The 22,966-nt window shown below is 64.5% G+C and carries 22 protein-coding genes and 1 pseudogene; 16 read left to right on the top strand and 7 right to left on the bottom strand.

Translation table 11 applies throughout. The features are described from left to right. Window positions 1-187 precede the first annotated feature (187 nt). From REH34_RS30105 to REH34_RS02890, 3 genes and pseudogenes are all read left to right on the top strand, one after another. Window positions 188-958: pseudogene (locus REH34_RS30105) on the top strand (MCP four helix bundle domain-containing protein); the annotation flags it as partial. Then, window positions 950-1,813, top strand: a complete 864-nt coding sequence (locus tag REH34_RS30100) for a methyl-accepting chemotaxis protein (RefSeq protein WP_409373306.1) — start codon at window positions 950-952, stop codon at window positions 1,811-1,813. The pseudogene REH34_RS30105 and the gene REH34_RS30100, both read left to right, overlap by 9 nt. Before the next feature lie 128 nt (window positions 1,814-1,941). After that, window positions 1,942-3,330: an FAD-linked oxidase C-terminal domain-containing protein gene (locus REH34_RS02890; RefSeq protein WP_311970677.1), complete on the top strand. Its 1,389-nt coding sequence runs from the start codon at window positions 1,942-1,944 to the stop codon at window positions 3,328-3,330. Window positions 3,331-3,382: 52 nt separating this feature from the next. Here the strand turns inward: REH34_RS02890 and REH34_RS02885 are convergent, their stop codons facing one another. The 3 genes from REH34_RS02885 to REH34_RS02875 are packed head-to-tail and all read right to left on the bottom strand — an operon-like array spanning window position 3,383 to window position 7,477. Continuing rightward, entirely contained in the window at window positions 3,383-4,807 is a 1,425-nt protein-coding gene (locus tag REH34_RS02885; protein WP_311970676.1) for an efflux transporter outer membrane subunit, read from the bottom strand. Then, window positions 4,804-6,375, bottom strand: coding sequence for an MDR family MFS transporter (locus tag REH34_RS02880; protein WP_311970675.1), 1,572 nt, complete (start codon window positions 6,373-6,375; stop codon window positions 4,804-4,806). Before REH34_RS02880 ends, REH34_RS02885 begins: the two co-directional genes overlap by 4 nt. After that, window positions 6,368-7,477: an HlyD family secretion protein gene (locus tag REH34_RS02875; RefSeq protein ID WP_311970674.1), complete on the bottom strand. Its 1,110-nt coding sequence runs from the start codon at window positions 7,475-7,477 to the stop codon at window positions 6,368-6,370. Before REH34_RS02875 ends, REH34_RS02880 begins: the two co-directional genes overlap by 8 nt. 110 nt (window positions 7,478-7,587) lie before the next feature. Between REH34_RS02875 and REH34_RS02870 the strand changes: the two genes are divergently transcribed. Continuing rightward, entirely contained in the window at window positions 7,588-8,289 is a 702-nt protein-coding gene (locus REH34_RS02870; RefSeq protein WP_311970673.1) for a CerR family C-terminal domain-containing protein, read from the top strand. Window positions 8,290-8,372: 83 nt separating this feature from the next. Here REH34_RS02870 and REH34_RS02865 read toward each other — a convergent pair whose 3' ends face one another. After that, on the bottom strand, window positions 8,373-8,681 hold the full coding sequence (locus tag REH34_RS02865) for a putative quinol monooxygenase (protein ID WP_311970672.1): 309 nt from the start codon (window positions 8,679-8,681) through the stop codon (window positions 8,373-8,375). 158 nt (window positions 8,682-8,839) lie between these two features. Between REH34_RS02865 and REH34_RS02860 the strand changes: the two genes are divergently transcribed. Beyond that, on the top strand, window positions 8,840-9,295 hold the full coding sequence (locus REH34_RS02860; RefSeq protein WP_311970671.1) for a bifunctional diaminohydroxyphosphoribosylaminopyrimidine deaminase/5-amino-6-(5-phosphoribosylamino)uracil reductase RibD: 456 nt from the start codon (window positions 8,840-8,842) through the stop codon (window positions 9,293-9,295). 110 nt (window positions 9,296-9,405) lie between these two features. Here the strand turns inward: REH34_RS02860 and REH34_RS02855 are convergent, their stop codons facing one another. Further along, on the bottom strand, window positions 9,406-9,849 hold the full coding sequence (locus tag REH34_RS02855; protein ID WP_226504735.1) for a type II 3-dehydroquinate dehydratase: 444 nt from the start codon (window positions 9,847-9,849) through the stop codon (window positions 9,406-9,408). Beyond that, complete coding sequence (locus tag REH34_RS02850) at window positions 9,846-11,213, bottom strand: MFS transporter (RefSeq protein WP_311970670.1); 1,368 nt, start codon at window positions 11,211-11,213, stop codon at window positions 9,846-9,848. Before REH34_RS02850 ends, REH34_RS02855 begins: the two co-directional genes overlap by 4 nt. A 144-nt stretch (window positions 11,214-11,357) precedes the next feature. Between REH34_RS02850 and REH34_RS02845 the strand changes: the two genes are divergently transcribed. Then, complete coding sequence (locus REH34_RS02845; RefSeq protein ID WP_311970669.1) at window positions 11,358-12,242, top strand: LysR family transcriptional regulator; 885 nt, start codon at window positions 11,358-11,360, stop codon at window positions 12,240-12,242. A 113-nt stretch (window positions 12,243-12,355) separates the two neighbouring features. On the opposite strand, the gene REH34_RS02840 is transcribed toward REH34_RS02845, so the two are convergent. After that, window positions 12,356-13,213, bottom strand: a complete 858-nt coding sequence (locus tag REH34_RS02840; protein ID WP_311970668.1) for a LysR substrate-binding domain-containing protein — start codon at window positions 13,211-13,213, stop codon at window positions 12,356-12,358. Window positions 13,214-13,561: 348 nt separating this feature from the next. Here REH34_RS02840 and REH34_RS02835 point away from each other — a divergent pair, with 348 nt between their 5' ends. Genes REH34_RS02835 through REH34_RS30095 form a run of 10 tightly spaced genes read left to right on the top strand, consistent with a single transcriptional unit; the run spans window position 13,562 to window position 22,963 of the window. Further along, a complete protein-coding gene (locus REH34_RS02835; protein ID WP_311970667.1) occupies window positions 13,562-14,401 on the top strand; it encodes a transporter substrate-binding domain-containing protein in 840 nt (279 codons plus the stop codon). A 22-nt stretch (window positions 14,402-14,423) separates the two neighbouring features. Next, on the top strand, window positions 14,424-15,260 hold the full coding sequence (locus REH34_RS02830) for a transporter substrate-binding domain-containing protein (protein WP_226504730.1): 837 nt from the start codon (window positions 14,424-14,426) through the stop codon (window positions 15,258-15,260). Continuing rightward, entirely contained in the window at window positions 15,257-16,675 is a 1,419-nt protein-coding gene (locus REH34_RS02825) for an FAD-binding oxidoreductase (RefSeq protein WP_311970665.1), read from the top strand. Before REH34_RS02830 ends, REH34_RS02825 begins: the two co-directional genes overlap by 4 nt. Continuing rightward, window positions 16,672-17,892, top strand: a complete 1,221-nt coding sequence (locus REH34_RS02820) for an aminotransferase class I/II-fold pyridoxal phosphate-dependent enzyme (RefSeq protein ID WP_311970664.1) — start codon at window positions 16,672-16,674, stop codon at window positions 17,890-17,892. The genes REH34_RS02825 and REH34_RS02820 overlap by 4 nt, the downstream gene beginning before the upstream one ends. Next, complete coding sequence (locus REH34_RS02815; protein ID WP_311970663.1) at window positions 17,889-18,614, top strand: amino acid ABC transporter permease; 726 nt, start codon at window positions 17,889-17,891, stop codon at window positions 18,612-18,614. Before REH34_RS02820 ends, REH34_RS02815 begins: the two co-directional genes overlap by 4 nt. Then, the gene (locus REH34_RS02810; RefSeq protein ID WP_226504726.1) at window positions 18,604-19,284 is read left to right on the top strand and encodes an amino acid ABC transporter permease; all 681 of its coding nucleotides are present in this window, start codon (window positions 18,604-18,606) and stop codon (window positions 19,282-19,284) included. The genes REH34_RS02815 and REH34_RS02810 overlap by 11 nt, the downstream gene beginning before the upstream one ends. Continuing rightward, on the top strand, window positions 19,274-20,092 hold the full coding sequence (locus REH34_RS02805; protein ID WP_226504725.1) for an amino acid ABC transporter ATP-binding protein: 819 nt from the start codon (window positions 19,274-19,276) through the stop codon (window positions 20,090-20,092). Before REH34_RS02810 ends, REH34_RS02805 begins: the two co-directional genes overlap by 11 nt. A 40-nt stretch (window positions 20,093-20,132) precedes the next feature. Then, window positions 20,133-20,723: a cysteine dioxygenase gene (locus REH34_RS02800; RefSeq protein WP_311970662.1), complete on the top strand. Its 591-nt coding sequence runs from the start codon at window positions 20,133-20,135 to the stop codon at window positions 20,721-20,723. Further along, window positions 20,720-21,370: a glutathione S-transferase C-terminal domain-containing protein gene (locus REH34_RS02795; protein WP_311970661.1), complete on the top strand. Its 651-nt coding sequence runs from the start codon at window positions 20,720-20,722 to the stop codon at window positions 21,368-21,370. The genes REH34_RS02800 and REH34_RS02795 overlap by 4 nt, the downstream gene beginning before the upstream one ends. A gap of 33 nt (window positions 21,371-21,403) precedes the next feature. Further along, complete coding sequence (locus tag REH34_RS30095; RefSeq protein ID WP_409373234.1) at window positions 21,404-22,963, top strand: rhodanese-like domain-containing protein; 1,560 nt, start codon at window positions 21,404-21,406, stop codon at window positions 22,961-22,963. Window positions 22,964-22,966: the final 3 nt, after the last annotated feature.

Here is a 22,966-nt window from a genome sequence, read left to right as displayed (position 1 = left end):
CGCAACCTTGCTCCCACAAAGGCCTCTGGACCGGTGTGCACTGTGGGAGCAAAGCTTGCTCGCGAAGGGGCCATTCGCCTCACCGCGCATAACCAGCCTGCCTCAAGTCGCACCCTGATCCGCCGATAGCGTTGAGGCGTACGACGACTATCCGATCGTACACCCCAACAATAACGAGCCTACGGTCATGACCCTACGCAATTTGACCATCGCCCGCCGCGCGGGCATCGGTTTCACCTTGATTTCGCTGCTGGTGGCCCTGCTGGGCTGGTTCGCGATGAGTCAGATGTCCGACATCCGCCAGAACGAAGTACAGGTCGAGACCGACCTGCTGCCGAGTCTGCGCGTAGTGGGTGATATCCGAGAAGCGATGTTGCGCATCCGCACCATCTCCCTGCGCATGGCGCTCGATCCGGACCCCAAGAACATCAGCACCTATCACAGCCAGATGGACGCCCGCAGCCAGCAGCTCGCCGAGCGCCTGCAGACGTTCAGCAAATACGTCGATACCGCCGAAGAAAGAACCCTCGACGACGCCTTTCGCAAGAATCTCGCCGAGTACCAGCAAGGCCTGGCGCAATCGTTTGTGATCGCCGAGCGTGGCGACATGGCCGCGCTGAACAAACTGCTGCTGGTGGACATGAAGGTGGTGGTCGACGGTTCCGGCAAGCAGCTTGCCGACCTGGGCGACTACTACCAGAAGCAGGTCGACCTGCAAGGCCAGGCCGCCAAGAGCCAATACGACCAGTCGCGCAACGTCGTGCTGGTGTTCATTCTGCTGGCCGGCGTCGCGACGGTGATCCTAGCCCTGTGGCTGACCCGTAGCATCATTCGCCCCCTCGAAGGCGCCGTGCGCGCTGCCGAGCAAGTGGCGGCCGGCGACCTCACACAAACGATTCAAGTGGACGGCCAGGACGAAGTCACCCGCCTGCAGCGCGCCCTCGAACAGATGCAAGGCAACCTGCGCACCACGCTGCGACTGATCAACGACTCGGCAACCCGGTTGTCGTCGGCGGCCACCGAGCTGAACAGCGTGACCGAAGACAGCCATCGTGGCCTGCATCAGCAGAACGCCGAGATCGAACAGGCGGCAACGGCCGTCACCGAGATGTCCTCGGCCGTGGACGAAGTGGCGCGCAATGCGGTGTCCACCTCGCAGGCCTCCAGCGATTCCAACAGCGCCGCTCAGGATGGCCAGAGCCGCGTGCTGCAGACGGTGCAGTCGATCAAAAGCCTGACGACCCAGGTCCAGGGCACTTCGGTGCTGGTGCAGAACCTCGCCGACCGTTCCCAGGACATCGGCAAGGTGCTTGACGTGATTCGCGCCATCGCCGAGCAGACCAACCTGCTGGCGCTCAACGCCGCCATCGAAGCCGCGCGTGCCGGTGAGTCGGGGCGCGGCTTTGCGGTGGTCGCCGACGAGGTTCGCGCCTTGGCCCATCGCACCCAGCAATCGACGTTGGAGATCGACAGCATGGTCTCGGCGATGCGCAGCGGCTCGAGCGAGGCGGTCGCATCGATGCAGGTCAGCCGCGATCAAGCGGGCTCGACCTTGGCCCTGGCCCAGGGCGCGGGTGAATCGTTGAGCCGTATCGCGACCTCGATCAACGAAATCTCCGAACGCAACCTGGTAATTGCCAGCGCCGCGGAAGAGCAAGCCCAAGTGGCCCGCGAAGTGGATCGCAACATCGTCAACATCCGCGATCTGTCGGTGCAGTCTTCCTCGGGGGCGGATCAGATCAGTGCTTCGAGCCACGAACTGTCACGCCTGGCCGTGGAGCTCAATCAAGTGGTAGCGCGCTTCAAGGTCTGATTCAGGTTGTCCAGGCACGGGAATGAATGGTGCGCGTGCGAAGGGGCGGCGCACTCTCGGCGGATCGTCTACGCTTGAGCCATTTCCTGCGTCGGGAAACCACAATAATCCGCCTGAAGGGCCCTTTCATGAGCGCTATTCTCTTCTCTGTGCCAGACCTGTTCGACGCCTTGCGCAGCATCCTCGGCGAGCGCTTGAGCACCGGCCTGGCCGAGCGCGAACAGCATGGTCGCGGCGAGTCCTACCACGCCAGCCAGGCCCCCGACGCCGTGTGCTATGCGCAAACCACCGAGGAAGTCGCGGCGATCGTGCGGGTCTGCGCGGCCCGGCGTGTGCCGATCGTCGCCTTTGGCGGCGGTACGTCGCTGGAGGGGCACGTTGCGGCGCAGCAAGGTGGTGTGTGTATCGACCTCAGCCGCATGCAACGGATCATCAAGGTGCGCGCCGATGATCTGGACGTCACGGTCGAGGCCGGCGTGACCCGTCAGCAACTCAATACCGAGCTGCGCACCACCGGGTTGTTTTTTCCGGTGGATCCGGGCGGTGAAAGCACCCTCGGCGGCATGGTTGCGACTCGTGCCTCGGGGACCAACGCGGTGCGCTACGGGACCATGCGCGAGAACGTCCTGAACCTGACCGTGGTGCTGGCCAACGGCGAGATCATCAAGACCGGGAGCCGGGCGCGCAAGTCGGCGGCCGGTTATGACCTGACGCGGGTCTTCGTCGGTTCTGAGGGCACCCTGGGGATCATCACCGAAGTGACCCTGCGCCTCTACGGTATTCCGGAAGTGCTCAGCGCCGCAGTGTGTGCCTTCAGGGATGTGCAGGCGGCGGTGAGTACGGTGGTCGCGATCATTCAGTACGGTATTCCGGTGTCGCGGGTCGAGCTGCTGGACGCGCGCACGGTGCGGGCGGTCAATCGCTACTCGCGCTTGGCCTTGGTGGAGGCGCCGACGCTGTTTTTCGAGTTCGGTGGCACGCCGGCCAGCGTCACCGAGCAGTTGGAATTGACCCGTGAAATCGCCCAGGGCATGGGCGCCGTGAGCTTTGAGTTCGCCGCCGATGACGATGCCCGTCGCAGCCTCTGGCGCGCGCGCCACAACGTGCACTATGCCATGCAGGCGATGCGTCCCAATGCGCGGATCTGGAGCACCGATGTGTGCGTGCCGATCTCGGCGTTGCCTGAGTGCATTGCCGAAACCGCCGAAGATGTCGACAAAGCGTCGTTTTTCGTCGGTATGGTCGGCCATGTGGGCGACGGTAACTTCCACTTGGGCATGGTCGTCGACCCCGACAACCCTGCCGAGCTGGCGGAAGCCGAAGCGCTTAACGTGCGCGTGGTGGAGCGGGCGATTCGTCTTGAAGGCACCTGCACCGGCGAGCATGGCATTGGATCCGGGAAGATCAAATTCATGACCCTGGAGCACGGCGCCGCGCTGCAGGCCATGCAAGCGATCAAGCGGGCACTGGATCCGTTGGGGATTCTCAATCCTGGCAAGGTGTTGCCACAGCAGTAGCGGCGGCCAAGAGGTCCTGTAGAACCCCGCAAACGCCGCATACTGCCCAGCCTCAAGACTGCCAACCCAGCCCCAGCGCCTTGTGCAACGACACAAAATCCTTGAGCAACTGCGCATCGCCACCGATGCGATTCTGCTGAGCGTCGAAGCGTGTGCGTTCCGCGTCCAGCCAGTCGAGAGTGCTGGCGGTACCGGCGCGATAACGTTCGCGGGTCAGCTCGGCGGCGCGGGCAGCGGAGTCTTCGATGCTGATCAGCAGGGCCAGGTTCTGGCGGTCATGGCCGTAGCGCGACAGCGCCACATCGGCATCGCGCAAGGCGCCCAGCACTACGCCGCGATAGTGTGCCTCGGCCTGGTCCCGGCCGGCCTTGGCGCTGTCGACGCTGGCCCGAACGCGTCCAAAATCCAGGGCGTTCCAGGTCAATCGTGGCAGCATCAGCCAAGTTCCGTTGTCCTTGCGTACCAGATGCGAAGGATCACCGGCGGAGAAGCCCAGGTCGCCCATCAGACTCAGCTTGGGAAACCAGTCCGCGGTCTTTTCGCCGATCTGAGCGTTGCTCGACGCCAACTGGCGCTCTGCGGCGCGGATGTCCGGGCGCTGCTTGAGGAGCGCGGCGGGGTCGGCAATCGGCAGTTGCTCAGGCAGTGTCGGCAGCGCCTTGACCGGGCCGAGGCGGGCGTCCAGTTCACCCGGTTCGAGGCCGCACAGGGCGGCCAATTGATCCTGGGATTCGATGATCTGCGCCTGCAACGGCAAGCGTTGCGAGCGGGTGGTCTGCTCCTGGGTGAGCACCTGTTCAAGCTGCAACTGCGAGGCGACGCCACGGCTGCGGCGTTGCTGAGTGAGGTCGAGCACCTGGGCCTCGAGGTCGGCGGTGGCATCCACCAACGCCAGGCGCGCCTGCTGTTCACGCAGCCCGACGTAAGCCTGGGTGACTTCGGCCGTCAGTTGCACCTGCGCATCGGCCAGTTGCGCGGCGGCGGCGTCGGCGCTGGCCGAGGCCGCCTCGATGGCGCGGCGCGTGCCACCGAACATGTCCACTTCCCAGCTGGCATCGAAGTCCGCCAGGTACAAGCTCAACGGCCCGCGTCCGCCGCCACTTTCGCCGCCGGTAAAGGATGAGATATCGGGCGAGCGCATGCGCAGCATGTTCGCGCTCATGCTGGCCTTGGGCATGCCGCTGGCCTGCTCGCTGCGCAGCCCCGCGCGGGACTGTTGCAAGGCCGCGCGGGAGGAGGCGATGTCGGGGTTGTGGGCCAGTGCCGCGCTGATCAGCGCATCCAGCTCGGGGTCGGCCAGGCGCTGCCACCACCGCGCAACGGCCGGTGCAGCCTGCGGGCTCTCGGGCGCATGGGGCAGGCGCCCGGCCTGCAGGGTGTGCTCAGCCGCCGCGGGGGCGCCGTGGTAGTCAGGGCCCACAGTGCAGCCGGCCAGGGCCATAAGGATCAGGGTCGATAACAGGGAACGCTGGATCATTGTTTAACACTCGCCGTGCGCTTCTTCAGGGTCAATGCCAAGGGCACGCAGGCCAGCAGCGCGAGGCCCAGCAGGAAGAAGGATTCGTTGTAGGTCATGACGGTCGCCTCGCGGGCGATGGTACTGGCCAGCTGCGCGTAAGCCTGGAGTTGCGCCAGGGCGGCGTCACCGCTTTGGGCTAGAAACGAGGCGCTGCTGCTGGCGATATGTGCCTGGCCGATGCTGCTGTTGGCGGTCAGCGACTCGCGAATGACCTCGTCGTGGTAGTGCGTGCGGCGGTCGATCAACACGCCGAGCAAGGCCAGGCCGATCGAGCCGCCGAGGTTGCGTGCCATGTTGTACAGGCCTGCCGCATCGCCTGCTTCGTGAGCCTCCACGGCGGCCATCGACGCCTGGTTGAGCGGCATCATCGCCAGCATCTGGGCAAAGCCACGCAGGATCTGCGACAGATAGAAGTCGTGGCCCACGCTGTCGGCGGTCAGGCTGATGTCGAGCATGCAACTGGCGAAATACATCAGCAGGCCGATGCACACCAGCACCCTCGCCGAATAGCGGTTAAGCAGCGTCGGCAAAAACGGCATCAACAGGAACGCCGGAGCCCCTGACAACAACATGATGCCGCCGGCCTGCTGCGCGTTGTAACCGGCCACCGTGCCGAGAAACTGCGGCAGCAGATACGACACGCCATACAGCCCTGCTCCGACGGCGGCGACGATGATAATCACGCTGGCATAACGCGGATTGCGCAGCAGGGCCAGGCGCACGATGGGCTTTTTCGCCGTGAACTGGCCGACGGCGATCAGCAGGAAGCCGATCACCATCAGCACGCTGAGGGTGACGATCATGGTCGATTCGAACCAATGATCTCGCTGGCCTTCCTCGAGCACAACGGTCAGCGAGCTCAAGCCCAGCGCCAGGCCGAGAATGCCCAGCCAATCGGCCTTGAAAAACTGCTCGAGGTCCATCTTGTCGGACTTCAGCCCGGTCCACAGCAAAGTAATGAGCGCCGCGCTGACCGGCAGATTGAGGAAGAAACACCAGCGCCAACTGGCGTTTTCGGTCAGCCAGCCGCCCACCACCGGGCCCATCAGCGGGCCGAGCAGCACGGTCAGGCCGAACACCGTCATGCCGATGGCCATCTGGTGCGCTGGCAGGCGCGTGCGGATGATGGTCTGCGCGGTCGGAATCATCGCGCCGCCGGCGAAACCTTGGCCGATGCGGCCGATGATCATCGCCGTGAGGCTGTTGGACATGCCGCAGTACATCGAGCATAGGGTGAACAGCACCGCCATGGTCATCAGGAAGCGCCGCAAGCCGAACACCCGAGTCAGCCACGCCGCCAGCGGGATCATGACGATTTCCGAGAGCAGGTAACCGGTTGAAATCCAGGTGCCTTCGGTGCCGGTGGCGCCGATCTGGCCCTGGATCTGCGGCAAGGCCGAGTTGGTGATGGAGATGTCCAGGGTGGCCAGCAATGCCCCCAGCGACCCGGCCGCCACGGCGATCCAGTCGGTGAACGAGGCGTTGGCGGGTTTGCCGGCAGCGCTGAGGGGCAGGGCATCAGCCACGATCGTGGGCCTGGCTGCGGAGATCGACATCGACATTTACCGACAGGCCCGGTACCAGCACCTGACGCACGTCATCGGGAATGTCCACCTGGATGCGCACCGGTACGCGCTGGACGATCTTGGTGAAGTTGCCGGTGGCGTTGGACGACGGCAGCAGGGCGAATTGCGATCCGGTGCCCGGAGTGATGCTGTCGACATGGCCCACCAGGTCGCGGCCGGACAGCGCATCGACGTGCACGGTGGCCGTCTGGCCAGGGCGCATGCCGCCGATCTGGGTTTCCTTGAAGTTGGCGGTCAGGTACAGCGCCTGCACCGGCACCACGGTCAGCAAGCGGGTACCGGGCTGGGTGAACTGGCCAACGCGCACGCTGCGATCACCCACGCGGCCATCGATGGGCGCACGCACCGTGGTGTCCTCAAGATCAAGCCCCGCCTGCGTAGCGCTGGCCTGAGCCACCGCCAGTTGTGCGCGGGCTTGCAGCAACTGCGCCTGCAAGGTCCCGATGCGGGTCTGGCTGGCGCGCAAGGCGGCCTGACGCGCGGCCAGGCTGGTGCTGGCGCGGGCCATGTCATTTTGCAGATCGGCCAGGCGCTCTTCGGTCTCGGCACCCGAGCGCGCCAGCGGCGCATAGCGCTGGACCTGCGCCTTGGCGTGGCCGGCATCGGCCTGGGCGCCCTGCATGTCGGCGCGGCTCTGGGCGATGCTGGCGTCCTGCTGGACCAGATCGGCTTCGGCCTTGGCGACATCGGCCTGGCGCGCGGCGACGGTGGCCTGGGCTTGGTCGAAGGCGGCGCGGTATTTGCGATCGTCCAGGCGGGCCACGGGCTGACCGGCGGTCACCGTCTGGTTGTCGCCCACCAGCACCTGCGCGATATAGCCGCCGACCTTGGGTGCGACGGTCATGCTGTCCGCTTGCAGGAAGGCGTCGTCGGTGCTTTCGATAAAGCGCCCGACCAGCCACCATTGCCCGGCCCACAGCAGGGCGGCGACTAAAGCGACGATCAGCAAGGACAACAGCACCCAGCGTGAACGCTTGGCTTGGGCGGGAGGCGCGGGCTGCTCGGTGGGGGTAGGCGGGCTCGCGGTGGGCTGAGCGGTCATGCGGGTGCTCCAAAGTATTCCAGTCGGAATAAGTTGAAGTTTGGCGGAATTTTTGTCAAATGATATATTTTCGTCAGCGCGCCTCATCCAAATTCAGGAAGAACTTCCCCATGGCACGACATAAACCCGCCGCTGAAGGCGGCTACCAGCGCGGTGAAGAGACCCGCGAGCGCATCATCGAGGCGGCCTTGGGCATTTTCGGCGAGCGCGGTTACGAAGGAGCCTCCACCCGCGAGATCGCTGCAGCAGCGGGGGTCAATGCCCCGGCGCTGCAGTACTACTTCGATAACAAAGAGGGCGTTTACGTTGCTTGCATCGAGTACATTCTCAAGCGCGTGTGGCTGCAGGTGGCGGTGCCGGTCGAGGCAGCCGAGGCGCTGCTGAGCGCTGACGAAGTCGATGACGCGCACTTGATCGACGCGCACCTGCGCATTCTTGGCTGTTTTTTTTCGTTCATTCACGACACCCCGCAGTCGACCAGCTGGCGCCAGTTCATGGCACGCGAGCACGCCGAGCTCGGGCCGGCGCCCGCGTTCGAGCGCATTGACAACTCGGTGCATCAACGTATCGGTGAGGTGACCTGCGCGATCATCGGCCGCTTGACCGGCATGCCGGCCAAGCACGAGGAAACCATCATCCGCACCTTCGCCATCAACAGCCAGGCCATGGCGTTTCGCGTGCTGCGGCGCAAGGTCCTGAAGGCGCTGGAATGGGACAGCATCGACCGTGAGCGCATGGAACGGGTGCGCGATTTGCTGGTAGCGCAAACGCGCATCACCCTCGAAGGCCTGGTCAAACAGCGCAACGCCTGACGCCTGGTGCGAGGGGGGCGCCCGCGAGAATCCCCCAGCGTCGCTAAGCGGGGGCAAGCCTCCTCGCTACAGGAGCAGCGCAGTCAAACGGTGCTGCCTGGAAATTGATTCAGGCGGATTTGCTGCATGGGCTCGGCGAGGATCTTTTCCAGCGCCGGCATGGCGTTGGTCAAGGTCGGGGCCTTCATGTGGGCTTGCAGCGCCGCCTCGTCGTCCCAGCTTTCGTAGGACACGAAGCGGGTCGGGTCCTCGAGATCGGTAAGCAGTGCGTAAGCCTGGCAGCCGGGTTCCTGCTGGAAATGGGGCAGGGCTGCTTGCAGCAAGGTGTGCAACTGCGCTTCCTTGCCAGGCTTGGCTTTCATGATGGCGACGACGTTCAGGGGCAGGTTCATGCACGGTGTCCTTGCAGGGCGGTACCGGGGCGGCGCCGCTAGTGCTTGAGACCCGGCCCTGAATCCTTTCATTCAGAAAAGTTGCTGCGCCTGTCATGATGCACGCCTTAGCCACAAGCCAGTAGCGCTTGTCGGCCGTATTTACCAGTGAGCTGAATATGACCCGTTCCACCGATATCGACTTCATGCGTCTCGCCCTGGCCCAAGGCCGCCTGGCCTTGCCAGGGTGCCTGCCCAATCCACCGGTGGGCTGCGTGCTGGTGAAGGACGATGCCGTGCTCAGCCAAGGGTTCACCCAGCCACCCGGGCAACATCATGCCGAAGCCATGGCGTTGAGTCGGCTGCCTGACGATTGTTACGGGGTGACTGCGTTCGTCACGCTTGAGCCCTGCGCCTTTCATGGCCGCACGCCCTCGTGCGCGGAGGCGCTGGTCGAGAGCGGCGTCGATCGAGTGGTGGTGGCGATGCTTGACCCTGATCCGAGGAACTCGGGAGCGGGGATCGAGATTCTTCGCGACGCGGGGATTACGGTAGTCGTGGGGGTGTTGGCGGATGAAGCTGCTGAAGAGATGGGGGAGTATTTGATGAAGCCGCCGCAATTGCCTGCGGCCTGAGCAACACCGTTCCTGCGGCGATACGGGAGTACCGCATCGCTGAAGGTTCAGCCATGGAGGTCTGGATTTCTATAAGGGTGGCTTGGCCCATGCCACCAGCGACCCGCTACTCAGTCCCCCTCCAGCAACCCCGCCACCGCCTGCAACGCCAAGCCATACCCCTTGGCCCCCAGCCCGCAAATCACCCCATCCACCACCGTCGACATGATCGAATGCCGATGCAGTTCATCCCGCGCATGGATATTCGACAAATGCAGTTCCACCACCGGCGCTTCGATCAGCTTCAACGCATCCAGCACCGGAATCGAATGAAACGACAGCCCCGCCGGATTGATGATCAGCGCCGCCCCGCAGTCGAACGCCTCCTGAATCCAGTCGACCATCACCCCTTCGTGATTGGTCTGGCGAAACTCGCACGTCAGGTCCAGGCCGTCGGCCGTGCGCTCGCACAGCTGCTGGATCTGCGCCAAGGTGGTGTGCCCGTAGATGTGCGGCTCGCGGCGACCGAGGGTATTGAGGTTGGGGCCGTTGAGGATGTACACGGTTTTCATCATGGCTGCTCGACGAGTGTGGGGGTGGAGAGGTTCTGGGGGCTGGCGGGTGCCGTTTCGGTGACGTGATCCAGATCGACACCGCGGGTTTCCGGGCCGATGGCGATCATCGCCAGGGATACCAGGTTGATCACCGCGCACAGGCCTACCAGCGGCCAGGGCGAGTTGCCCGATTGGCTCATCAGCCATACGGCGACCATCGGCATCGGCCCGCCGACCAGCAGGTTGGCGCCGGTGTAGGCCAGCGCCGAGCCGGAATACCGCACCTGAGTGGGGAAGGCTTCGGCGAAAGCCACTGGCTGGATCCCGCTCTGGAACTGCGTAAAGCCGAGGAACAGGCCCATGATCGCCATGATGGCGAAGGTGTTGCGGGTATCGAGGATCGGGAAGTACACCAGCATGATCGCCAGGGTCATGATCGATCCCAGCATCAACGCCTTGCGCCGGCCCCAGCGGTCCGACAGGTAACCGCCAGCCAGGGCGCCGACGATGGCGCAGAGATTGGCGACCATCAGCGCGCTGAAGCCCAGCGACTGGCTCAGGCCCAAGTGTTTGGTGAGGTAGCTGAGGGTGAAAATCACGATCAGGTAGAACAGCGCCGCCGGCGAGCAGAAGAACAACATCAGCCGCAGGATGGCCTTGCGATGGCTGCCCAGCGCCGCTTTGAGCGGGCTGCGTTCCTTTTTCACCGGGGTCTGTTTCAACGCGACGAAGGCGGGCGTTTCATCGACCTTGAGACGGATGAAGATCGCCACCAGCACCAGCACGAAACTCATCACGAAGGGGATGCGCCAACCGAAGCTCTCGAACTGCTCGGCGCTGAGCAATCCGGCCAGGGTGAGCAATACGGCGTTGGCAAGGATCTGGCTCAAAGGCGAGCAGATGCCCAGCAGCCCCGAATAGCGACCGCGGCGATCGGGGGCGGCGTGCTCAAGCGCCATCAACTGTGCGCCGGTGGATTCACCGCCCAGGGCGAAGCCTTGGATGATGCGCAACACCACCAGCAAGATGGGTGCCCACACCCCGACCTGGTTGTAGGTGGGCAGCAGGCCCATCATTACCGAGGCCAGCCCCATCAATGTCACGGTGGCGAGCATCAGGCGCCGGCGGCCCAGCTTGTCGCCCAGGTAGCCGCAGGTGATCGCCCCCAGTGGCCGCGCCGCGAGGCCCACGCCGAAGGTCGCCAATGAGGCCAGCAGCCCGGCGGTGGGCTCCATGGCCGGGAAGAACAGCTTGGGCAGAATGGTCGCCGACACGGCGCCATAGAGGGTGAAGTCGAACCACTCCAAGGCGGTGCCGAGGGTGGCGGCTGTCACGGCCTTGCGCGACATGCGCGAGTCGTGCGGCGTTGCAGACGAAGTGCTCATGCTGGGCCTCGTTATTGTTGTTATGAAGGTGACGATAGCCGCACCGGGCGGGCTGTCGACCTGGGTAGACAGTACGCCTGCGGGAGTAGAAGATAATTATCGAAAACCCGACAAATCGATAAGTTCACCTTATGGCGGAGTGCCATGGAATTACGACACCTCAAGGCCTTCGTCGCAGCGGCCGAGCTCCAGCATTTCAGCCGTGCCGCCGAGCAGCTGGGCATCGCGCAGCCGGCGCTCAGCCAGTTGATTCGCACCCTGGAGCACGAGCTGGGGCTGGTGTTGTTCAAACGTCAGAACCGCGGAGTGATACTCACCGCAGCTGGCCATGCCTTCGCACCCCATGCCCGCCGAGCCATTGCATCGAGCGATCTGGCGGTGGCGGCGGCGCGGCAGGCACGGCGTGGCGAAGTGGGGGAGATCAAGCTTGGCTACCACTCGGCGCTGCTGGAGCCGAACCTGCCGCAGTTGCTGCGCCATTACTTCACCGCGTTCCCCGGCGTGAAGGTATCGCTGGTAGATGCCGGTATCCGCACGCAGTTCGAGCAGTTGCTCGGCCACGACCTGGACCTGGGCTTCGCTCGGGTATTCAAGGACCACCTGCCCGAGCGCCTGCGCACCCACAGCTTCAGCCAGTGCCCGCTGGTGCTGCTGGTGCCGGACAATCACGGACTGATGGCCGGCTTCAATGGTGAACTGGCGAGCCTGCGCAACGAGCGCTTCGTGTTCCTGCAGGACCCGACGGGTATCGGCCTGACGTCCCATACCCTGCAAGCGTGCCGTCCGTATCAATTGCACCCGCAGGACATCCTTCACGTGCCGTCGCTGATGAGCATTCCCGGGCTGGTAGCGGCGGGGATCGGCATCAGCATCGTGCCCCAGACCTTGGCTCAATTGAGCATGCCGGGGGTGCATTTCATCGAGCTGCCTCAGCCGGAGATGGTCAGTGAGCTGTCGTTGATTTCCCGTATCGATGAGCGTTCGAGTGCGGTGATGCACTTTATCGACGAGGCTAACGGTTGGGGGTAGGGGGGGGTGATGCGGATGGCGTCTTCGCCGCCGAACGCGCAGCCTTGCTCTCACAGGTGTGCGACTCAAGATCGGCTAGCACCGTGGGAGTAAAGCTTGCTCGCGAAAAGCCCTCACAACCCCTGACTCGTCCGGATCAGCTCATAAGCCTTCTGCACCAACGGATTCACCGCGTTACGCCGCACCCACAGGTAATACGTCACATCCGGCAGCCGCGGCAATCCATCGCTTTCACCCAGCACGCGCATGTCCGGGCCGACCATTTCCATGCTCCGCGCGGTGACCCCCAGCCCTGCCCGCACCGCCGCCTTGATGCCGATCAGGTTGGAGGCCAGATAGGCCTGGCGCCACGGGATGTTGTGCGCTTCCAAGGCCTCCAGCGCCACCCGGCGGAAGATGCTCGGTTCATCCACCACCACCAGCGGCAGCGGTTGCGAGGGATCGTGCTGATACTGCGCCGCGCAGATCCACCACACCGGCGAGGTGCGCAGGGCGAAGCCTTGCAGGGTCGGGTCGGTGCGGGTCGAGATGATCATGTCGACTTTGCCGCGGTGCAGATCGTCCATCAGGAACGGGCTGCGGCCGACGTCGATTTCCAGGCGCAGGTTCGGCGCCGAGCGGGCGATGTGGCTGAGGATCGGCGGCAGGATGGTGTCGGCGATGTCGTGGGGCGAGCCGATGCGCAGCATGCCGCTCAGGCTGTTGTCCCGCAGGCGGTCAAGGATGTCGTCGTTGAGGGCGAGCATCTGCCGGGCGTGGCGCAGCAGTTGGCGGCCGCCGTCGGTGAGGGCTTTTTGCCGGCCTTGTTTGTGGAACAGGCTGACGCCGGCTTGCTGCTCCAGGCGCTGCATGTGCTGGGTCACGGACGATTGCGTGCGCCCCAGTTGTCGCCCGGCGGCGCCGAAACTGGCTTGGTCGGCCACGGCGACGAAGGTGCGCAGGAGCTCGAGTTCCAGGGTGGATTGGGTCATTGGCAGGGTCCAGGTGGGGCGATCTTGAGGGCCTCTTCGCGCGCAAGCCTTGCTCCCACAGGTGCATGACGCTGGACCTGTCGGCACTGTGGGAGCGAGCCTTGCAAAGAAGTCCGCAACGCTTAAGCATTCAACGATAAAACATTAAAAATCATTATGTATTTGGATGTAAAGCCCCATCCTCGTAAACCTGAAGCCCAATGTTTCTAGGTCAGGCGCCCGACGGATACGCCCGGCTGACTTTAAAGTTATAACAATATTAGATATTTGAATTTCCTTCCGCCCCGCCAACTCCCTAGCATGCCCCACCATTGCGCCGCCTTTTGCGGCAGGGAAGGGGAGTTCACCATGTCGCTACTGTTCAAGGCTCGTGTTCAGGTACTGAGTGCTCTGGTCGCTGCCGCCACGCTGAGCGTCTGCGCGACAGCCCATGCAGATGCTACGCTGGACAAGATCCAGGAGCGCCACAAAGTGGTGATCGGCGTGCTGCTGTCCGGCGGCCCGTTCGGCGCCATCGACCCCAGCACGCAGAAACCGGTCGGCCTGAACGTCGACATGGCCAACGATCTGGCTCGCCAGCTGGGCGTCGAGGTCGAGCTGGTCTCGGTACTGCCTGCCAACCGCGTGCAATTCCTGCAGCAGGGCAAGGTCGACCTGCTGATCGCCAACATGGAATGGACCGCCGAGCGCGACAAGATCCTCGGCCACGTGGCCACCCCGTTCTACACCGTGGGCGGCACGGCGCTGGTGCGCGCCGACAGCCCTTACCACGCCTGGGCCGACCTCAAGGGCCAGCCGGTGTGCATCTCCCAAGGCAGCAGCTACATCCCGGCAATCACCCAGCTGGGCGGCGAGCCCAAAGCCTTCAAAGGCTCCGCCGAGTCGCTGCTGGCCTTTCGCGGCAACAACTGCGTTGCCGCCGTGCACGACGCCACGTTGATCAACCCATTGCTGGCCCGTGGCGATGAATGGCAGGGCTACCGCGCGATTACCCCGGAACTCAATCCGGCGCCTTCGGTGATCTGGACCCGCCTCGGCGAAACCGACACCCAGGCGCGCCTCGACCCCATCGTCAAAGGCTGGCACCGCAGCGGTTGGCTGATCGAGCACGAGAGCAGCAACCACATCAGCCCGGCCTCGCCAACGCTGGTCAAGCTGCATAAAGAGCTGAGCGCCGAAGGCGCCTGAATACTCCGATAAGGACCTGATGATGAAAACCCCAATCGCCGCCACCCTCGCGGTGCTCTGCAGCCTCAGCCTGGGCGTCGCCCACGCCGATGCCACCCTCGACAAGATCCAGCAACGCCACCAGATCAGCGTGGGCGTGATGCTCACCGGCGCGCCGTTTGGCACCATCAACCCGCAGACCCGCGAACAGGAAGGCTACAACGTCGAGCTGGCCAAAGAGCTGGGCAAGCGCCTGGGCGTGGCCACCGAAACCGTCTCGGTGCTGGCGCCCAACCGCGTGCAGTTCCTGCAGCAGGGCAAGGTCGACGTGCTGATCGCCAACATGCAGTACACCGACGAGCGCGCGCAGATTCTCGACTACGTGCCGACCCCGTACGAACAGGTCGGCGGCGCGGCGATCATCCGCAAGGGCGCCGGCATCAAGAGCTGGGCCGACCTCAAGGGCAAGCCGGTGTGCGTGTCCCAGGGCAGCAACTTCATCGAGCCGCTGCAACAGCAGTACGGCGCGCAGATCAAGGCTTTCCGCAGTCAGTCCGAGTCGCTGCTGTCGCTGCGTGGCAATGGTTGCGTAGCCGCGGTGCACGTCAGCCCGACCATGCACGGCTTGCTGGATAACGCCGAATGGGCCGACTACGAAATCCCGCTGCCCACCGATCTGATCCCGTCCGATTCGGTGATCTGGGTGCGCAAGGGCGAGCACGATACCCAGGCGCGCATCGACGCCATCGTGCGTGACTGGCACCGCTCCGGCTGGTTGATAGAACTGGGCAACCGCACCGGCATGCACCCCTCCGCCGCGCTGCTGGCCCTGCACGAAAAGTACAAAGACGCGGCGCCATTGCAGGCCGCCGCGCAATGAGCTTGTTCGCCACCCTGCAGGCGTTGCTCGGCGAGCGTTACGTGCAAGCCGACGACAGCAGCCTGGCGGTCCTGAGCGACAAGCATCGCCAATACCACGGCCGCGTCGCCGCCATCGTTCACCCTGGCTCCACAGAAGAGGTTGCCGCCGTGGTCCGCGCCTGTGCGGCCTATTCGGCGCCGGTGGTGGTGCAGGGCGGCAACACCGGCTTGATGGCCGGCGCGACCCCCGACGACAGCGGTCGCTCGGTGCTGTTGTTGCTTGACCGCATGAACCGCGTGCGCGACGTGGACACCGACAACGACACCCTCACCGTCGAAGCCGGCTGCATTCTCGCCAACGTGCAGACCGCCGCACGCAACGTAGGGCGCCTGTTCCCCTTGAGCCTGGGCGCCGAAGGCAGCTGCACCATCGGTGGCAACCTCGGCACCAACGCCGGTGGCACCGGGGTGCTGCGCTATGGCAACACCCGCGAGCTGACGTTGGGCCTGGAAGTGGTCACCGCCGAAGGCGAGATCTGGCACGGCCTGCGCGGGCTGCGCAAAGACAACACCGGCTACGACCTGCGCGACCTGTACATCGGCAGCGAAGGCACCCTGGGCATCATCACTGCAGCAACGCTGAAGCTGTTTCCGCTGCCCGAATCGCGCTGCACCGCATTCGTCGCTTTCCCTACCTTGGCCGCCGCCGTGGGTTTTCTGTCCCATGCGCGCGGCGGCTTCGGCGCCAGCCTGACCGCCTTCGAATTGCTCTCGGCAGCGTGCCTGACCCTGCTGCAACAGCAGTTTCCCGAGTCGGTGCTGCCGTTCGGTGAACGCGCGCAGCCTTGGTACGCCTTGATCGAGCTGTCCCACCCGCAAGCCGAGGACAGCGCCCGCGCCCTGTTTGAAGCGGTGCTCGGCAGCGCGCTGGAAAGCCAATTGATCGAAGACGCGGTCATCGCCCAGAGCCTGGCCCAGAGCGAAGCCATGTGGCAGCTGCGCGAAAACATGAGCGAAGCCCAGGCCCGCGCCGGGCGCAACATGAAGCACGACATCTCGCTGCCGGTTTCGCGCATCAATGAGTTCGTCGAGCACACCGACGCCGTGCTGCAGCAGCACTTCCCCGGCGTGCGCAATTTCACCTTCGGCCATCTGGGCGACGGCAACCTGCACTACAACGTCGCTCACCCGCTGACCTCCAGCGTCGCCGAGCACATGGTGCATTACGCCGCGCTCAGCCAGCTCGTGCACGACAGCGCCCACGCCTTTGGCGGTTCGATCAGCGCCGAGCACGGCGTCGGCCAGCGCAAGCGCGACCTGCTGCCACGCTACAAAAGCCAGGTAGAGCTCAACCTGATGCGTCGCATCAAGCAGGCCCTCGATCCCCACAATCTGCTCAACCCCGGCAAGGTCCTGCCGCTGGAGGCCTCATGAGTCTGCAACTGTCCCAACGCGTGCAACGCGTCTCGCTGTCGGCCAATGCCGCGGCCAAATCGCGGGTCACCGAATTGCGTGAAGCGGGTCGCGACATTCTCGACCTGACCACCGGCGAGCCGGATTTCGACACCCCCGAGCACATCAAGCAGGCGGCCTACGCGGCCATCGAGCGCGGCGCCACCAAATACACCGCGACGCCGGGCGTGAAAGCCCTGCGCCTGGCCATCCAGCGCAAGTTGCAGGACGAGAACCGCCTGGCCTACGAGCTGGGGCAGATCGTCGTCGCCAACGGCGCCAAAGGCATCATCTTCAACGCCTTCGCTGCCACCCTGGACGACGGCGACGAAGTCCTGGTGCCGGTGCCGTACTGGCCGACCTTCCCGGACAGCGTGCGCTTCAACGGCGGCGTCCCGATCCTGCTGGAATGCCCGCTCGAGCATGGCTGCAAACTCACCCCGGCGCAGCTCGAAGCGGCGATCGGGCCGCGCACCCGCTGGCTGATCCTCAACAGCCCGAGCAACCCCAGCGGCGCCGTGTACAGCGCTGCGGAGCTAGAAGCACTGGCGGTGGTGCTGCGCCGTCATCCGCAGGTGCTGGTGCTGCTGGATGAGCTCTACGAACACATTCGCTTCGATGGCGGCCAGCCCCTCAACCTGCTCAACGTAGCGCCTGATTTGAAGGCGCGCAGCCTGTTGGTCGGTGGCGTCTCCAAGACCTACGCCATGACCGGCTGGCGCATAGGCTTCGGTGCCGGCCCGCAAAAACTCGTCCAGGCCATGGCCGTGGTGCAGTCGCAGTCGGCATCAGGGGCTTCGTCGGTTGGCCAGGCCGCCGCACTGGCCGCCTTCGAAGGCGGCCTGGCGTTTCTCCAGCCACAGGTGGCCGCCTACCGCGAACGCCGTGATCTGCTGGTGCAGGCGCTGAGCGACGTCGAAGGCCTGCAAGTGCTCGAGCCCGAAGGTGGATTCTTTGTGTTTATGCGTTGCGCTGACCTGATCGGCCGCAGCACGCCGGGCGGACAGGTTATCGACAGCGACAACGATCTGGTCGACTGGTTGCTGGAGGAGGGCGTGGCCGCCGTGGCTGGCAGCGCCTACGGCCTGTCGCCGTGGTTCCGATTGTCCATAGCGACCGCCACCGACAGTGTTGCCGAAGCCGGCAAACGCATTGCCAGCGCCTGCGCCAGACTCAAGCCGCGCGGGGCCGCTGCATGATGCAAGGGTTCGTCGATGGGGCCGCCAAGCTCGGCCTCAATTACCAGTTCCTGCTCGACGCCTATCAGCGCGGCACGTTGCTGGACGGCGCGGTCACCTCGCTGTGGCTGTGCCTGCTGACCATCATCGGCAGCCTGCTGGTCGGTATCGGCCTGGCGGCAGCACTGACCAGTGGCCGCCGCTGGCTGGCAGTGCCGGCGCGGGTGTTCATCGAGATCACCCGCAACACCCCGACCCTGGTGCAGCTGTATTGCGCTTTCCTGGTCCTCAACATGCTGCTGACCCAGGCCGTGGGCGCGGCCAACCCGCTGACGCCGTTCGCCTGGGTGGTGATCGTCATCTCTCTGCACAAGGGCGCCTTCCACGCCGAATCCCTGCGGGCGGGTATCGAAGCGGTGCCCGCTGTGACCCTCGAAGCCGCCAGCTCGCTGGCCTTCGATCGCCGCCAGTTGCTGTGGAACGTGCAACTGCCGTTGGCGCTGCGCTTCGCCTTGCCGGCGCTGGTCAACAACCTGATCGACCTGGTGAAGATGACCGCCGTGGCCTCGGCCATCGCCGTCAACGACGTCACCTACGCCTCGATCATGATCTGGACCCAGAGCGACAACGTCATCGAGCTGATGATCCTGCTGCTGGCCTTCTTCGGCTTGCTGAGCTTCGTGGTCAACTGTGTCGGCCGTGCCCTTGAAACACGCCTGAGGATGCCTGGCTATGGTCACTGAAGTGTTCGCCGCGCTGTGGCAATGGTCGCCTGCACTCGGCATCGGCCTGCTGCAGAACATCCTGATCAGCATCACCGCCATCGGCCTGGGCACCCTGGCCGGGTTGTTGATCGGCGCGCTGGCGATGTCGCCGCTCAAGCCGCTGCGCTGGGCCGCGAAAGTGTGGGTGCAGGTGTTTCGCAACGCGCCCTGGCTGGTGCTGATCTACTTCACCACCTACGTGTTCCCGTTCGAGATCCATGTCGGCGGCCACTACCTGCCGTTCCCGGATTGGCTCAAGGTCACCGTCGGCCTGGCACTGCCGGCCAGTGCCAACGTGGCGGAGATCTTCCGTGGCGCCATCGCTTCGATCCCCAGCACCCAGTGGGAAGCCGCGCGCTCGCTGGCCTTCGATCGCGGTCAGATCTTTCGCTCGATCATCCTGCCGCAGTGCTTCAAGCGCATGCTGCCGCCGTGGATGAACCTCTACGCGGTGGTCACCATGGGCACTGCGCTGTCGTCGCTGGTGGGCGTGCACGACCTGATCGACACCGCGCAGATCGCCAGCAACACCGTCAACCTCACCGGCTTCACGGTGCTGATCTACTTCAGTCTGCTGGCGCTGTTTTTTGCTTATTGCTATCCGATTTCCCGACTGACCCAACGCCTGGAGCGCCGTTATGCCTTCTGAACCCCTGATCAGCCTGCGCGATGTGCAACTGGCGTTCGGCGACAACCGCGTGCTCAAAGGCATCGACCTGGATGTCGAGCGTGGTCAGGCGGTGTCGATCATCGGCCCGTCGGGCTCGGGCAAGTCGACCATCCTGCGCTGCATCACCGGGTTGCTGCGCCCCCAGGCGGGTACCTTGCGGGTCGCCGACACCGCAGTGCACGGCTTGAGCAGCGAGGCCGAGTTCATCAGCCTGCGCAAGCGTGTCGGTTTTGTGTTCCAGCAATACAACCTGTTCCCGCACCTCTCGGTACTCGAGAACCTGGTGATCGCCCCGCGCAAGGTGCTCGGCCGCAACCGCGCCGATGCCGAGCGCGAAGCCCGGCAATTGCTGGCCAAGGTGCGCATGGAGCACAAGGCCGATGCCTACCCCGGGCAGTTGTCCGGCGGTCAGCAGCAGCGGGTGGCGATCGCTCGCGCCCTGGCCATGCGCCCGGAGCTGATCCTGTTCGACGAAGTCACCTCGGCGCTGGACCCAGAGACCGTTGGAGAAGTGCTCACCGTGATCCGCGAGCTCACCGAAGAGGGCATGACCTGCGTGCTGGTCACCCACGAGATGCGCTTCGCCGAAGAAATCAGCGACGTGGTGTATTTCACCGAAAACGGCCTGATCACCGAATCAGGCAGCGCCGAGCAGATTTTCCAATACCCGCAAAACGAGCGCACCCAGGAATTCCTGCGGCATGCCTTGGGCGAGAGTGGCCGTCGCCACGCCAAGCCCGGCCCGGATGTGTTCAGCAACCTGAGCCGCTACAGCATTTCGGTTTAACCGTGCGTTTCCAACCAACAGCCTGAGAAGAGACCTCATCATGTCCGCTGATTCCGTTGTGCAATCGTTCCTCGAAAAAATCCGTGTGATCCACCAGCGCGGCGTCGACCGCGAAGCGCTGAAAGAGATCGTCAGCCTGCTCGAAGGCCTGGCCGAGCGCCGCGAGCTGTTCAACTTCGAGCGCTTCCCGGCGCCCACCGAAGCTCAAGGCACCACGCAGTTCCGCTACCGCCTCAACGATGACGGCGAGACCCCGACCCTATATGTCAACTCGCTGCTGCCGGGCAAGAGCACCATCCCCCACAACCACGAGACCTGGGCCGTGATCGTCGCCATCGAAGGCCAGGAACTCAATGAAGTGTTCCGCCGCGCCGACGACGGCAGCGACCCGACCCGCGCCGATCTGCAGCTGGAGCAGAAAGTCATCGTGCAGCCCGGCACCTCGATCTCTTTCCTCGGTGAAGACCTGCACGGCATTCGTGTCGATGGCGAGCACGCGACCCTGCATTTCCATCTGTACGGGCGCCCGCTGGAGTCGTTGGAAAACCGTTACGGGGTCAAGGCCGACGGCGCCGTGGTGCTCTACAACAAGTCGCAGATGACCCCCTCGATCGAGGCCTACGGACTGTGATCGATCTCTACTACTGGCCCACTGCCAATGGCCTGAAGATCGGCATCCTGCTCGAAGAACTGGGCGCCGACTACCGTCTGATCCCGGTCAATATCCGCACCGGCGAGCAGCGCCTGGAGAGCTTCCAGCGCATCAGCGCCAACGGCCGCATTCCGGCCATCGTCGATCATGCGGCCGCAGGCGAACCCCTGAGCCTGTTCGAGTCGGGGGCCATTCTCAACTACCTGGCCGATCGGGCCGGGCGCTTTCTGCCGCCCGCAGGCAGCGTCGAGCGCCAGCGCGTGCAGGAGTGGTTGTTCTGGCAGGTCGGGCATGTGACCCCGTATCTGAGCCAGTTGCAGGTGTTCCTCGAGAAAGCCCCGGAGCCGATTCCCTTTGCCCTCGACCTGCTGCAAGGCGAGGCCAAGCGCTTGTACGGCGTGCTCGAGCGACGCCTGGCCGAGCAGCCATTCGTGGCGGGTGAGTACTCCATCGCCGATATGGCCATCTTCCCGTGGATCCAGCCGACGCGCCAAGGCATCGAGCTGGCCGCGTATCCGCACATTCATGCCTGGCGCGAACGCCTCAAGGCGCGTCCGGCGGTGCAGCGCGCCTATGCCAGCGGCGCCAGCGTGGCGGCGGGCGAGCGCTCGTTGATCCTCGAGTAACGGTTTTTTCCATTCAGTTTCGACGGTACTTTCATGAGCCAGACCCTCACATCCGCGCAACTCAAGCAATGGCTGTTCGACGGACAGGAAATCGCCCTGTTCGACGTGCGCGAGCACGGCCAGTACGGCGAAGCCCATCTGTTCTACGGCGTCAATCTGCCCTACAGTCGGCTCGAAATCGAGGTGCCACGCCTGGCCCCCAACCCCAATGTGCGGCTGGTGGTCTACGACCAGGACGGCGGTGCGCTGGCGCAATTGGCGTTGGCGCGCCTGGCCAACCTCGGCTATCGCAATACCTGGGCGCTGGAGGGCGGCGCAGACGGTTGGCAAGCCGCCGGCAATCAGTTGTTCGCGGGCGTGCACCTGCCCTCCAAGGCCTTTGGCGAAATCGTCGAACATGCCTGCGATACCCCGCGAGTGACCGCGCCACAGCTGTTGCAATGGCAGCAGCAAGGCAGCGCGCTGGTGGTGCTCGACGGTCGGCCGCTGGACGAGTTTCGCAAGATGAACATCCCGGGCGCGGTGTGCTGCCCGAACGGCGAACTGAGCTATCGCCTCGAGGATCTGGTGAGTGACGAACACACGCCGATCGTCATCAATTGCGCCGGCCGGACCCGCAGCATCATCGGCGCGCAGACGCTGCTCAACCTCGGTATCAAGAACCCCATCTATGCGCTGGAAAACGGCACCCAGGGCTGGTTCCTGGCCGATCAGACGCTGGAGCATGGCAACCAGCAGCACTATCCGTCACGCGGCCCGGTGACCGCCGAACAGCTGCAGCGCTCGCGCCAACTGGGCGAGCAGACCGGGGTGCAGTGGGTGACGGCCGAGCAGGTTCGTCAGTGGGCCGATGATGACCAGCGCAGCCTGTTTCTGGGCGACGTGCGCACGCCGGAAGAATTCGCAGCGGGCAGCCTTGCGGGTGCTCAGCACACGCCGGGTGGGCAGTTGATTCAAGGCACCGACCTTTACGTCGGGGTGCGCAAGGCCCGGATCGTGCTGTTCGACAGCGATGGCGTACGCGTTCCGGTGGTCGCCAGCTGGCTGCGGCAGTTGGGGCATGAAGTCTATGTGCTCGAAGGTGGCCTCGACAGCGGGCTGGTGCTGCCGAGCGCAGCGGGCGTCGCGGTTGATCTGCCGATTGCCACGACCGCCGAGCTAAGCGCTGCGCGGATCATCGATCTGCGCCCGAGCACGCTTTATCGCAAGGCTCATTTGCAGGGCGCGCAGTGGTCGATTCGTCCACTGCTGGCGGAGCAGGTCGCTGATGAGACGCGGCCATTGGTGCTGGTCGCCGACGACCCGCAGGTGGCGCAATTGGCCGCGCGTGAGCTGCCTGCGGCGCAGCGCCAGCGCACCTCGGTGCTGGTCGATTGGCAAAGACTGGACCTGCCGCAGGTCGAAAACGACTTGTCGTTGGCCGATGCTCAGTGCATCGACTTCCTGTTTTTCGTCCACGACCGGCATGCCGGCAACAAAGAGGCGGCCCGCCAATATCTGGCCTGGGAAACCGGCCTCATCGCGCAGATGACTGCCCAGGAAATCGCCAGCTTCACGCCGTTGCAAGCCGTTACCGGGGTGCAGCATGCATGAGCA

It is taken from the genome of Pseudomonas baltica (genome assembly GCF_031880315.1).
GTDB lineage: Bacteria > Pseudomonadota > Gammaproteobacteria > Pseudomonadales > Pseudomonadaceae > Aquipseudomonas.
Note: the sequence above shows the minus strand (reverse complement) of the source record. Positions and strands in the feature narration are given on the sequence as shown.